Origin of the sequence: Mycobacterium sp. URHB0044 (assembly GCF_000620625.1) — a bacterium.
Lineage (GTDB): Bacteria > Actinomycetota > Actinomycetes > Mycobacteriales > Mycobacteriaceae > Mycobacterium.
Map to the genome: position 1 here is coordinate 50,111 of NZ_JIAW01000014.1, position 12,335 is coordinate 62,445.

Sequence of the window (12,335 nt, forward strand, 5' to 3'; positions counted from 1 at the left end):
ACACCGTGTTGATAACGTGTCGCCATGACCGAACACCTCGACGTTCTGATCGTCGGCGCAGGCATCTCAGGAATCAGCGCCGCATGGCACCTGCAGGACCGGTGCCCCACGAAGACCTACGCGATCCTGGAGCGCCGCGAGAACCTCGGCGGCACCTGGGACCTGTTCAAGTACCCCGGCATCCGCTCGGACTCCGACATGTTCACCCTCGGCTTCCGGTTCAAGCCGTGGACGTCGGCCAAGGCCATCGCCGAAGGTCCTGACATCTGGAACTACATCAACGAGGCCGCCGCCGAGAACGGCATCGACAAGAACATCCGCTACAACCACCAGGTCGTAGCCGCCGACTGGTCCGACGCCGACAACCGCTGGACCGTCACCGTGGACCGCGACGGTCAGGAAAGCACCATCACGTGCTCGTTCCTCTTCGCGTGCAGCGGTTACTACAACTACGACGAGGGCTACTCGCCGAAGTTCGAGGGTGCCGAGGACTTCAACGGAACCATCGTGCACCCCCAGCACTGGCCCGAGGACCTCGACTACGCAGGCAAGAAGATCGTCGTCATCGGCAGTGGCGCCACCGCGGTGACGTTGATTCCCGCGCTGGTGAACTCCGGCGCTGGTCACGTCACGATGCTGCAGCGGTCACCGTCCTACATCGGCGCACTGCCCGACGTGGACCCGATTGCGGTGCAGGCCAACAAGTATCTGCCGCAGAAGACCGCCCACGTCGTCAACCGGTGGAAGGCGATCGTCTTCAGCACCGCCCAGTACCAACTGGCGCGCAAGTTCCCGCAGTACATGCGCAAGACGTTGATGACCATGGCGCAGCGCCGACTGCCCGAGGGCTTCGACGTCGAGAAGCACTTCGGCCCCAGCTACAACCCGTGGGATCAGCGGCTCTGCCTGGCGCCCAACGGCGACATCTTCAAGGCCATTCGCCACGGCAAGGCCGATGTCGTCACCGACACCATCGAGCGGTTCACCGAGACCGGCATCAAGCTGAACTCCGGTGACGAGCTGCAGGCCGACATCATCATCACCGCAACGGGTCTCAACCTCCGGCTGTTCGGCGGCGCCGCGATTCGCCGCAACGGCGAGCCGGTCGACCTGACGAAGTCGATGTCCTACAAGGGCATGATGCTGTCCGGCATGCCGAACATGGCGTTCACCATCGGATACACCAACGCGTCGTGGACGCTGAAGGCCGACCTGGTATCGGAATTCGTCTGCCGCGTATTGAATTACATGGACGCCAACGGTTTCGACACCATGGTGCCCGAGCATCCCGGCGATTCCGTCGACGAACGCCCACTGATGGACTTCACCCCGGGCTACGTGCTGCGTGCGCTGGACAGCCTGCCCAAGGCAGGCTCGAAGGAGCCCTGGAAACTCAAGCAGAACTACCTGCTCGACGTCCGGACGATCCGTCAGGGCAAGGTCGACGACGAGGCCCTGCACTTCACCAAACACCGTGCAGCGGTGACGGTTTAGATGACGACGATCCCGTCCTCGTCGCAATAGACGACCTCGCCGGGGACGAACGTAACGCCGCCGAAGGTGACCGCCACGTCGCGGTCACCTTCGCCGGTCTTCGTGCTCTTGCGTGGGTTCGTGCCAAGCGCCTTGATCCCGATGTCGAGGGTGCGCAGTACCGCCGCGTCACGCACCGCGCCGTTGATGATCAAGCCCGCCCAGCCGCTGTCACGTCCCAGCGCCGCGATGACGTCGCCGACCAGTGCGGTGTGCAGCGAGCCAGCACCGTCGATCACCAGCACGCCGCCGTTACCCGGTTCGGAAAGCACCGACTTGAGCAGCGCGTTGTCCTGAAAGCAGCGCACCGTGCTGACCGGCCCCGCGAACTGCGACCGGCCGCCGTACTGGCCGAATTGCAGGTCGCAGCTGCGAACGTCCGGGCCGATGTCGTCGACGAGGTCAGCGGTGGCGCGCGGTTCGATGGTCACGCCAAGATGCTAGCGATGACGACGTCGCGCACGAACTGGGCCAACCCCGGCTCGACGTCGTCGTAGTACGCCGTGAACCGCTCGTCGGCCAGGTACATCTCCACCAGGCCGCGGTGCATCTCACCACCGCACTCGTAGAACCGTTCGATCGCCGCGCGGTGTCGCGCCGCGAGCTCGTCGGCCTCCGGTGAGCCTGGCTTGACGCCGGCCCGCTTTGCGGTCGCGAGGTCGGCCAGCAGCGCGTCACCCTCGGCCTTGATGTCAATCCAGTCCTGCTTGCTCAACTTCGAAACCCGTTGCTGGGATTGCTTCCAGGCGTCGGTGTCACCCCAGCGCTGTTCGGCCTCGGCCGCGTAGTCGTCGCCGAACGCCGTGGTTCCGAAGATCTCGATCTGTTCCTCGGCCGAGAGTTGGATTCCGTCGTGGTGTGCGTTCATCAGTTCCTCCACTGCCTTGATGGTGTGCTGCAGCCGCTCGGATTGCTCGAGGAGCAGCTGATGCTGCCGCTGCAGGTGGGCCACCACGTCGACGTTCGGGTCGTCGAGCAGGGTGCGGATCTCGTCGAGCCGCAGGCCGACCGCCCGGTAGACCAGCACCAGATGCAGTCGTTCGACGTCGGCGTCGGTGTACATGCGGTACCCGGCTACCGTCCGCACGCTCGGCACGACCAGACCGATGTGGTCGTAGTGGTGCAGCGTGCGGACCGAGATCCCGGTCAAGTCGGCAACCGTGCCGACGGTGTTGGCGTCCACGGATTCGACTATGGCCCCTGACGTCACGTCAGGGTCAAGTCCGATTCGTCAGTCTCCGGAGTTCCGTCGCGCGAGAAGCACCGCGACGATCGCCAGCAGGCCGGCCACGACGGCGGCGGCAATGGGGAGGCGGGACTGCGCAGGCCCCGGTGCAGGGGCGACGACGGCGTTGCTCGCCTGCGCCACCGTCGACTTTGCCTGGGCGGCAGCCTCCTTGGCGGCCGTGCTGGCTGGTCCCGCGCCGTTGGTGTCGGCGACCGCCGGTGCGGGCCGCGGAGGTGCGGGCGTCGTCGGCGGTACGGGCGGCATCGGTGTGGGCGGCGTCGGTTCGACCGGGGCCTTCTTCGCGGGGGCGGCCTTCTTGGCGGCCTTGGCGGGAGCCTTCTTCGCCGCAACCTTCTTGGCGGGGGCCTTCTTCACCGGAGCCTTCTTCGCCGCCTTGGCGGGAGCCTTCTTCACCGGTGGCGGCGGAGTCTGATCCGGCGCCTGCGGCTGTTCGGCGGGCTGCTCGTCCGGTCGACCCTGCTGGTCTGCCATCTGGCTGCTCCTTTGCAGTTCTCATCCAAAGCGCGATCGGCGTGCGGTGTGGGGCCGGGCAGTGCCCCCATCATGCCAGTTCGGCTTCGGTGCCTATCCCGTGACCGCCAGCGCGGCGGCCAAGGTCAGCGCCACGGCCATGCCCGCGACCTCGATCCGCGACCGCAGGCGTGACACCCTCGCATCGGCACGGTGTGCGCGGGCGGCGGGCAGCCACCAAGTGCGGTTGCGCCACGCCAGGAACGTCAGCGCCCCGGTCAACACGATCTTCGCCGAGAGCAGCCGGCCGTACCCGGTAGTGACGAGGTCGGCGGGTGAGCGCAGTGTCACCACCGTGGCCGCGACGCCGCACACCACCAGCGCCACCACGCATACCAGCGACACTTGCGAGAACCGCGGCAACACCCGCGCCCACTGCCCACGGTGCTCGATGACCAGCACCAACGCGGCCAGGGCGCCGCACCAGACCGCCGCGGCCAAGGCGTGCACGGCCACGGCAAGGCCGCCGCCGGGGCTCTCCGACAGATGCCCGACCAGGGTGCGTCCGGTCAGACCGACCGCCGCCGCACCGGCCACCACGACGCCGACAGCCGGCTTCCACCCGCCGCGGGACGCCGCCGCCACCACACCGCCCGTGACGGCGGCCGCCAGACACACCAATGCGGACCGCCCGGAGGCGGTGGCGACGGCGAACTCCACCGTGGTCCGCACGCCCACCCGCACGGCGGAAAGCCCGGCCGCCTGGGCGGCCGCCACGACGAGCCGAAGCACTTCCGCGACCGCCCAGATCGCCGCAGCGACCACCAAGGGACTGGCGGCGCGCTCGGCGACCTCGCGGCGATACCGAGCGATGTCGAACATCGGGACCACCGCGAGGCCCAGCGTGACGACCGCCGAACAGTCGGCGATCGCGCGAATCAGCGTGCCGCTCAACGAGTTCTGCGGAAACGCCAGCGCCCACGCCGCCACGGCCGCGGCGACGACGACGGCGACGCCCACCGCCACGGGCCGCAGCCGCGTCATGGCCGCCGTCGTACCGCCCACCACGCGCCGACGCCCACGATGACGACCGCCACCGCCACGAACGGCCACACCGGAACGGCCCCGTCCCCGGAACCGCTCGCCGCCGCAGGACCAGGCGTACCGGTTCCCGCGGACGTCAGCCGAAACGACCACGACCCCGACACGACGTGACCGTCGGCCGACGTCACCCGGTAGTTCGCCGTGTAGGTACCCGCGGGCCCCAGCGGACGCAGCGCGACACTGGCCACCGCGCCCCGAACCTCGGCGGGACCGGTCGACCACAGATTGCCGTCGGGCCCCACCACCGTCATCGCCGCGAAGCTGGTCTGCAGCTGTTCGTTGAACGTCGCACTGACGCGGTCCGGTCCCTGGCTGAGCGCCGCGTCGGGAGCCGGATCCGTGGAGATGCGGGCGGCGTGGGCAGAGGCCGCCCCGGCGCCGGTGAGCGCCAGGACGGCCAGGAGTGCGGCAACCACCGCGGTGCCCGCCAACCTGCGGATCACGTTCGCCGCCTGCCGAGGAGGGCGACCAGGACGCTCACCGCCGCCAGGATCAGCGCACCTCCGGCCAGCCAGCGGGCGGTGTCGTCGCCGGACGCGGCCGGCTGCGCGACGGCCGGCTGCGCGGCGGCCTGTTCGGCGGCCGTCGGTGGCGGAGTGTGCTCCTCGGGTGCGGGCGCTCCGGACAGCTCCAACACCGGCGCGGGATGTTCGGGTTCACCTCCGTCGGGAAGTGGCGGTTGGTCCCAGCGGACGACCGTGCCGTCCGAGTACGTCTGGGTGGCCGGCAGGCTCACCGACGGCTGGTCGGGCAGTTTCACCGAAATCCGGAACAACGCGAACTGGTCCGGTGATATCCCGACCGACGGTGCCGCCGTCCACGTCACCGACCGCACGGTGCCCGCGGCGGCGTCCCGGTCCAGGCGGCTGGTCCAGCCGGGCATGACCTCGGCGCGTGCCGAAGCCACGCTCGGCAGCGTCACGCTGAATTGTGTTGTCAGAGCACCGGTATCGGATTCTCCGGGCACCCGGAAGGTCAGCACCGCCGAGCTTCCCGGTGCGGGGTCGTCGGCGTCGACGTGGACGTGCGCCCACGCAGGCGCGGCACCGGTGAGCATGGCGATGGACATGGCCGCACCGGTGGTGGCGGTCGTGAGGAGGGCGCGCGAGAACGCCCGGTGAATGGATCGCATTCGAGTTGTTGCCTTCTGTGTGTCGGGGAGGGGAGAGGTCAGCGCACGGCGCTGACCGGCGGCCCTCGATGCGACATCGACGCGGCGAGAAGGAGTGCCGAACGCAACGGCTGATCGGCGAATCCGAAAGCGGCTGCGGGCACGGCGATCAGCGGGGCGGGGGCGGGCGCATCCGCCGCTCGCACCACCCGCGACACCACGGTGCACAGGTATCCGGCGGCCGCGATGAGCGCGGCACCGCACGTGACGGCTACGACGTGTGCGGCGACCATCACCACGGCCGACGGACTTGCTCCCGTCGCATGGTGGTGGCCGACGGTGCCCAGCAGGAGATGGCCGAGCAGTTGGCCGCCCGCCATCAGGGCGAACTGGACGCGGAACCGGTCGCCGCCGCCGATCGTCGCGGCGAGCCCGCCGACGACCATGGCCAGCAGGACGAGCTGTGCAGACGTGGCGCCCGACGGTGTTCCGCCCCCCGCCGCGGCGTGCGCGGGAATGGACAGCGCGACCGTCAACGCACCAGCGGCCAGCCCACGCAGTGGGGCCGCGGGTGACGTCGAGCCGGCCGTCACGTCGCTCAGATCACGCCGAGGCGCGCCATCAGGTCCGCCTCGATGCCGTTCAACTGCTCGGTGATGGCGGCGTGCGCGGCCTTGCGACGCGTCGTTGGCATGTTCTCGGCGGCGGTAACGGCCGCCGCAAGGTCCCTCAAGCGGTCGTTGATGGCGGCCACGAACTGCTTGGTCTCGGCGTCCTTGGGTTTCTTCTCGGCGACCTGCCGCAGCGTGTGCTCGGCGCCGGCGATACGCGCGGACAGTGAGCCTCCGCTGCCGGAGAACTGCCCGAGCTGGCTGAGCGGAATGCCCAGGCGATCCGCCTTGCGCTGGTCCACGAAGCCTCGCGCGGCCACTGAGGCGCGGTAGATGAGCGGCACCGCGACCGGTGCGAGCAGACGCGTGACCGTCAGCACCCGGCGAATACGGGAGGGGGACAGGAGCTTGCCCTCCCTGGCCGCCTTCAACTGGGCCTCAGCAACCTTCAGAGCGGCCTTGTCGCTGTCGCGTTGCGACTTCACGCCCGCCTTGATGGCCGCGGCCTGCCGCCTGGCGTCGGCCTTGATGCGGCGAGCCTCGTTCTTGGCGGCCAGTTTGGCCTCCAGCTTGGCCTTGGCCTTGATTGCGCGGGCTTCGGCCCGCCGGGTTGCCCGGCTCTTGCGCCGCGTGAACAGGCCCATCCCGGCTGCCTCCCAGTCAATTCGTCGAGATCCCCGCGATTATGGCTGCGCTGGTGTGCTCAACCCTATCGCCGGGCAGGTCGCGGATCGGATTCACCCCTGGTCGAACGAGAACATCTGGCACTCCAGCAAACAGGCGACCGGGTTTGTGCGACAATCGTGGAACATCGGGACGTCTGACGGTTGACGCTGGGAGGGTGGTGACGACGTGGCACCACAAGTGAGGATCGCGGCGGCGGCATGCCTGATGGCTTCTGGCCTGCTCGTGGCCGGTACGGGAGCGGCACTGGCGCTCGCCGAGCCCGAAACCGGCTCGGGCGGCGCCACCAACGGCCCGACCAACGATCCCTCCGCTACCCCCACATCCGCGGCTCCGGTAACCGGCGGAGCGGCCGTCGGTTCTGGCCCCAGCGGCGGGGAGACGAAGCCCAGCTCGTCCGTCGGCGACGGCCGCAACGGACTTCCGTCGGGTTCCGTCGCCGCCACCCAGACCGCGACCGCGTCGGAATCCGCAACCGAAGTCGCACCGACGACCGAAGTGACGGAAACGTCCAGCAAACCCGCCGAGTCGGGCGGCGCGGCACCGTCGCCCACCGAATCCGGTACGCCCAGCGAACAATCCTCGGGCGTCACGACCAAGGTTTCCCAGGACCCCACCAACATCGCCGCGAAGCTCCCGGCGCTGGTGGAGGACCTCCCGCTCGGGGTTGAAGAGGTCGTCCCCGGCTCGTCCACTACCGAGACCACGTCCACCAGCGCGCCTCCCGAGCAGACCGGTTACGGCTGGCCCTGGTCGTGGTGGAACTGGTACCCGCAGGCGCCGTCCGGTGGCGGCGGCGGTAGCACCGGGGTGCAGGTGACCTGGCAGTCCCTGCCGTCGACGATGCAGATCCCCCAAATCCCCACGATCCCGCGTGAACTCGTTCCCCAGCTACCGGCGGGCCTCTCGTTCGACCCACTGGTCGACGCCGTCAACGGCGTCGTCACGGGCGTCAACGGCGCCGTCTCGGGTTTGGCCACCGCGGCGTCGGCCCTTCCCTTCACGCAGATCACCCTGCCGGTCGTCGTCATCCCGGGCGGTGCCCCCGCGGGCGCCGGCGGGGGTGGCGTGAACCACGACGCCGGTGGCCCCGGTGTCGTTCCGCATCCCGGCATCGCTTCCGCGCCGAAGCCCCCGATGAGCGTGCAGGGCGGCTCGGCGACGCCGGTGCCCGAACCCCAGCCGCAGCAGTCGTCGCCGAAGCCCAGCGACGACACGGAGGCGTTGTCGGCCCCGAGCTACCGGATGGGTTACGTGGAGTATCTGCGGGCCGCTGGTTTCAGTCAGGTGGCGGCGGTTGCCGTCCCCGGATTCACCGGGATTCTGATCCTGACCGGCGCGGGAGGGTTGATCGGATACCGCCAAGCGAGGGCAGGACGTTCAGTTCGGGCTGGGGCCACGGCGCGCTTCATGGGCTGACGGGTTGTTTCCAAGGGAAAGAACCCGTCATAGTGGACTCGTCGAGAGGGGGTTTGGATGCCTGCCAGCCGTCGCGTCACGCGCGCTGTCAACGAAGTGCTCGATCTCGCTCCCAGACGCGGCGAGGTCTCGCTCGCGCGCCTGGTCGACGCCGTAGCCGCCAATCGTGCGCGGCCCATCGAACTCAAGATGGCCGACCTGCCGTTGGGCGTGTGCGGCCAGTGGCGCCAGTACGGTGACCGCGACGTCTTCCTGATCCAGAAGGGTCTGCCCGCAGGGGACCGGACGCTCGCCCACGAACTCGGCCACCTCGTCCTCGGCCACGAGGGCATCTCCGTCGTCGAGGCCGCTCTCGACACCACGGAACTCGCGAGCTCGGACCTGATCGGATACATGCTCAACCAACGGACCGGTTGCATGGGTCCCAGTGGCGAGGATGCCGAGCAGGAGGCCGAGGACTTCGCGGCGCTGCTCATCTACCGGCTCGGCCGGTTGCCGTCTGACCGTTCATCGATCGTGCAGGTGCGGCTCGGAGAGGCGTTTGGTTGATCGTCTGGGTGATCGCCGGTCTTCTCGGATTGGCGACCGGCCTGCGAATCGGCTGGGCACTCGTCAACAAGCAGTCCTTGGTAAGCGCGGCGATGATCCTCGCGCTGGGCAGCCTCGGGCTGGTGGCCGCATTGAACTGGCAGCCGCTGACTCTGCTGATCGATACGATGCTGCGCTGGCCGAACGTCTCCACCGTGTTCAGCCAGGTGGCCCTAATTGCCTGCGCCGCAGGCAGTTGCGTGATGATCACGTCCGCTTCGTCCAGTCGCAAACCGGCCACCATCCGGCGCATCGCGATCATCCAATACAGCGTGGCGGCCGTGATCGGCGCGCTGACGCTGGTGGCCTTCTTCACGGCGCCGCAGCAGCCCGAGATGGCGCCGGAGGAGTACTTGCGGCGCAACCTCGGCACCGGCTCCACGTCGTTGTCGTGGCTTCTGCCGCTGCTCTACGTGCTGCTGGCGTTGACGCTGGTGGCGTGGGCGGGAGCTCGCCACTCCAACCGCACCCGTCGCGGCAGGGCATTGTTCGTCTTCACCATCGGCATCGCGTTGATCGTGCTGGCCAGCGCCTTCTTTCTGCTCCGCGCGGCAGGCAACACCCGGTTCGTCGGGGTGGGCGCCGCAGCCACGCTGCTGGGCTGCGCGATGCTCGTGGTGGCCAGCGGGTCGCTGCTCCCGAGCGTCGAGGACTGGTTCGGCGCACGACGTGAACTCCGGATCATCCAGCCGCTTCTCCAGGAGTTGAACAAACGCCATCCCAACGTCGGGATCGGCGTGCGCCCGCGAGGACCGCTGCTGTTCCGCGTCGCCGAGCAGATGTCACTCATCTCCGACGCGCTGTACCTGGAGGCCACCGGCGCACTCGAGACGGAGGACGGGATCCACGATTCGTCGGACTCGTCGGTGCCTACGGTGCCGCCGGAGAAACAGGCGCTTCGCATAGCGGAGTGGATTCACGCTGGCCGTGGAGCCGACCGCGATACGGCAAAGTCGCTTTTTCCCGGACCCAATTGGCTACGCCAGCCACAGTCATACTCCGATCGCGAGTGGATCCTCGCGATCGCCGACCAATATCGAACGTTGGAACGAGGAGGCGACGTTGCCGCGGCCTGATCGGATCAGCGATCCGATTTCGCCCACCGCCGCGGCTGTCGCGACCTCGGGCTAATCGTCCAGGTGCTCCATGCGGCGGAGCTCATCGACCTTGTGGGCGATGTCCTGCTTGGCCTCGGAGGACAGGCCCACGGTGCGCGCCGCAATACGACGGATGCCTTCATCGCGCATGTTGGCAAGCCACGTCAGCTCCTTGTCGAGCTTCTCGTAGTACTCGTCATCGGTGAAGTACGCCGGCTTGATCCGGAAGAAGTTGGCAAGTGCGGCCATGGTGGTCACGGACGGATTGGTCCGGTTGCCTGATCGCAGCTGTGAGAGGTACGGAGCCGACATGGTGACGCCCTCGGCCTTGAGTGCGGCGATCACTTCGGCCGACGTATGCGGACCACGTCCTGGCGGGTAGACGGTGTCGAACAGGCGGTTCAGCCTGGCGGCGAAGGTCATGCTCATCGATTAATCCTCCACTTAGCGATATGGGCGGTCGTTCTTCTCGGCGTATTTGCTGATCATCGTAGCGAGAACTGTGCCAACAGCCAAGTGCAAACCACCGAAAACTCGACATTACCCGTTGCCGGAGGTCGGTGCCACGTCGCCTAGCTGGGGTTCCTTGGAAAATCCGCGCCATTACTGCACCGCAGGGCGAAGCAAATAATAACGCTCGCGCAGTTTTGCCCAAGGTGCTGGTCACTGGGTCTTGGTCACAGCAGACCCATAGTTCACTCCCGGCTACCACGCATCCCGCGGAGACCTACTGACATCGTCCTTTGCTCAGAAAATGAGCTGGCCTCGCGATGCGTTGCTGCAGGCATCAACTTCACGCACGTAGCCAGACCGCGCGCGACGCCTCGAGGTGGAGGTCAGTCGGTCGGCTGGTAGTTGCCACGCTGGTTGGCGGCAGATCCTGGCGACGGTTCCCGTTCCGGTGTTTCGCCGCTGCCGGCCCGTCGGCGCCTGACCAGCCGGATCGCGGTCACGATGGCAACCGCGGCGACGACCCCCGCCGTGGACGCAATGGCGGCCCACTGCCAGTGCAGCGCGTTGTCGAACAACAGCCAGAGGCCGAACAACAAGAACAGGACCGCGGCCATCTGGTGCAGGAAGCGCTCCGGCATCCTGCGGTGCAGCAGCCGGCCGACGATGATCGCCACCCCGTCGGCGAGCACCATCCCGATGGTGGCCCCGATCCACACCCCGGCCCAGTTGTAGTCACTGGCGAGGGCGACCGTGGCGAGCATGGTCTTGTCGCCCAGCTCGGCGAGCACGAACGACGAGATGACCGCGAAGATGACGTACCGGGGCTCGGGCACCGCGGCCACGTCGTCACCATCGCCACCGCGACTGTCACGCCACGTCCAGGCGGCGAAGAGCAGAAACGCGATGGCGGCGGCGAACGCAATGGGACGCTCGGGGAGCGTCAGGCCGACGAAGTGGCCGATGGTCACCGACAGCCCGTGCACCAGGAACGACGCGATGGCCACCCCGGACAGCACGACCCACCACCGATGGCGCAACGCGTACGTCATGGTCATCAGCTGCGACTTGTCCCCGAGCTCGGCGAGGAACACGACTCCCAGACTGACCAGGGCGGCGGTGAACATGACGAAACCTTTCGACGCTTCGTCCGAGCGCGCCAACTACTCGCGACGCATCGGACACTCCGTCGAAGGTCTCGCCCACCGCTTCACGCGGTTCGCCGGCCGGGCTTTACGCCAGTATGTCGACACGACGATTGGGGGCTACTCCCCTTCGCTGATGACACGACGATAGCGGCCGTCGCGCGCGCGCGCCACCGCTGGGGCCGAGTTCGGGAACCCGTATTCGCAGTTTCGAGATCCGGATCTCTGGCTTCGAAAACCCTTATGCCGCAAGCAGCATGGCCAGAATGGCGGTGTCGGGGTGGCTGATCGGATCGACCCCGACGCGGCTGACCATCGACGTGACCGTGCCGTCCGATTCGGCCTCCACCCAGGCGGCGCGATGCTCGAGACCCAGATACGGGATGCCGGGTAGCAGAACACAACCCGACGCGGCTCCGTTGCACTCGGGCAGCGACGGCATGGTCTCCGACGGTGGGTGCAGCATCAGCAGGGCCGGTGGCATCCGCTCCGCGAAATAGCCTGGGGGGACGGCAGATTCGCCGACGACGGTGCCCTCGGCGAGGACGAGCCCGACGGTGCCGGGCGCAGGCTCGTCGGGCAGCTCCTCGCGAACGCCGAAAATGGTTGTGGTCGCCAGCAATCCGGGCAGCGACGCCACCCGCACCGCGACCATGAGGAGTTGCGCCCATTCCTTCGTCGAGTCGGGCCAACGACCCGAAACCACGAACCCCTTCAAGGATCCGCCCGCGTGGAAGGGTGCGACTTCGACGGCTCCGCTGGATCCTGTGTCCATCTCGCCTCCGATCGGTGCTAACGCTTGCCTCCGACACGACGGTGGGTCGATCCCGTCAGCATGCGTTAGCTGGTGGTTAGCACGCAAGACGACACGAGTGCCAGCGCGAGATTGAAACG

15 protein-coding genes are annotated in these 12,335 nt (G+C 68.0%); 4 read left to right on the plus strand and 11 right to left on the minus strand.

Annotated elements, in window-relative coordinates; translation table 11 throughout:
* Positions 1 to 24: 24 nt before the first annotated feature.
* Positions 25 to 1,494 (plus strand): NAD(P)/FAD-dependent oxidoreductase, encoded by a 1,470-nt coding sequence (locus N536_RS0125195; protein WP_029116160.1) that lies wholly within the window; start codon positions 25 to 27, stop codon positions 1,492 to 1,494.
* On the opposite strand, the gene rraA is transcribed toward N536_RS0125195, so the two are convergent.
* From rraA to N536_RS0125235, 8 genes are all read right to left on the minus strand, one after another.
* The gene (gene rraA / locus N536_RS0125200; RefSeq protein ID WP_029116161.1) at positions 1,491 to 1,964 is read right to left on the minus strand and encodes a ribonuclease E activity regulator RraA; all 474 of its coding nucleotides are present in this window, start codon (positions 1,962 to 1,964) and stop codon (positions 1,491 to 1,493) included. The two genes, N536_RS0125195 and rraA, sit on opposite strands and share 4 nt — an antisense overlap.
* Complete coding sequence (locus N536_RS0125205) at positions 1,961 to 2,716, minus strand: MerR family transcriptional regulator (RefSeq protein WP_029116162.1); 756 nt, start codon at positions 2,714 to 2,716, stop codon at positions 1,961 to 1,963. Before N536_RS0125205 ends, rraA begins: the two co-directional genes overlap by 4 nt.
* Positions 2,717 to 2,764: 48 nt before the next feature.
* Positions 2,765 to 3,253, minus strand: a complete 489-nt coding sequence (locus N536_RS43455; protein ID WP_029116163.1) for a hypothetical protein — start codon at positions 3,251 to 3,253, stop codon at positions 2,765 to 2,767.
* A 93-nt stretch (positions 3,254 to 3,346) separates the two neighbouring features.
* Positions 3,347 to 4,276, minus strand: a complete 930-nt coding sequence (locus N536_RS0125215) for a CopD family protein (protein ID WP_029116164.1) — start codon at positions 4,274 to 4,276, stop codon at positions 3,347 to 3,349.
* Positions 4,273 to 4,776, minus strand: coding sequence for a copper resistance CopC family protein (locus N536_RS0125220; protein ID WP_029116165.1), 504 nt, complete (start codon positions 4,774 to 4,776; stop codon positions 4,273 to 4,275). The genes N536_RS0125215 and N536_RS0125220 overlap by 4 nt, the downstream gene beginning before the upstream one ends.
* Positions 4,776 to 5,468: a YcnI family protein gene (locus tag N536_RS0125225; protein ID WP_029116166.1), complete on the minus strand. Its 693-nt coding sequence runs from the start codon at positions 5,466 to 5,468 to the stop codon at positions 4,776 to 4,778. The genes N536_RS0125220 and N536_RS0125225 overlap by 1 nt, the downstream gene beginning before the upstream one ends.
* 38 nt (positions 5,469 to 5,506) lie before the next feature.
* Complete coding sequence (locus N536_RS0125230) at positions 5,507 to 6,040, minus strand: hypothetical protein (RefSeq protein WP_029116167.1); 534 nt, start codon at positions 6,038 to 6,040, stop codon at positions 5,507 to 5,509.
* A gap of 5 nt (positions 6,041 to 6,045) precedes the next feature.
* Positions 6,046 to 6,702 (minus strand): DUF6474 family protein, encoded by a 657-nt coding sequence (locus N536_RS0125235; protein ID WP_029116168.1) that lies wholly within the window; start codon positions 6,700 to 6,702, stop codon positions 6,046 to 6,048.
* Positions 6,703 to 6,910: 208 nt separating this feature from the next.
* Between N536_RS0125235 and N536_RS40880 the strand changes: the two genes are divergently transcribed.
* From N536_RS40880 to N536_RS0125250, 3 genes are read left to right on the plus strand one after another with little or no spacing between them, the layout of a single operon-like run.
* Positions 6,911 to 8,161, plus strand: a complete 1,251-nt coding sequence (locus tag N536_RS40880; protein ID WP_155948717.1) for a hypothetical protein — start codon at positions 6,911 to 6,913, stop codon at positions 8,159 to 8,161.
* 57 nt (positions 8,162 to 8,218) lie between these two features.
* Positions 8,219 to 8,710, plus strand: a complete 492-nt coding sequence (locus N536_RS0125245) for an ImmA/IrrE family metallo-endopeptidase (RefSeq protein ID WP_029116170.1) — start codon at positions 8,219 to 8,221, stop codon at positions 8,708 to 8,710.
* Entirely contained in the window at positions 8,707 to 9,825 is a 1,119-nt protein-coding gene (locus tag N536_RS0125250) for a hypothetical protein (RefSeq protein WP_029116171.1), read from the plus strand. The genes N536_RS0125245 and N536_RS0125250 overlap by 4 nt, the downstream gene beginning before the upstream one ends.
* Positions 9,826 to 9,876: 51 nt before the next feature.
* Here the strand turns inward: N536_RS0125250 and N536_RS0125255 are convergent, their stop codons facing one another.
* From N536_RS0125255 to N536_RS0125265, 3 genes are all read right to left on the minus strand, one after another.
* Positions 9,877 to 10,275: a helix-turn-helix transcriptional regulator gene (locus tag N536_RS0125255; protein WP_029116172.1), complete on the minus strand. Its 399-nt coding sequence runs from the start codon at positions 10,273 to 10,275 to the stop codon at positions 9,877 to 9,879.
* Positions 10,276 to 10,682: 407 nt separating this feature from the next.
* On the minus strand, positions 10,683 to 11,423 hold the full coding sequence (locus tag N536_RS39395; protein WP_036437620.1) for a TMEM165/GDT1 family protein: 741 nt from the start codon (positions 11,421 to 11,423) through the stop codon (positions 10,683 to 10,685).
* Positions 11,424 to 11,682: 259 nt separating this feature from the next.
* Positions 11,683 to 12,216, minus strand: coding sequence for a hypothetical protein (locus N536_RS0125265; protein WP_029116173.1), 534 nt, complete (start codon positions 12,214 to 12,216; stop codon positions 11,683 to 11,685).
* Positions 12,217 to 12,335 lie beyond the last annotated feature (119 nt).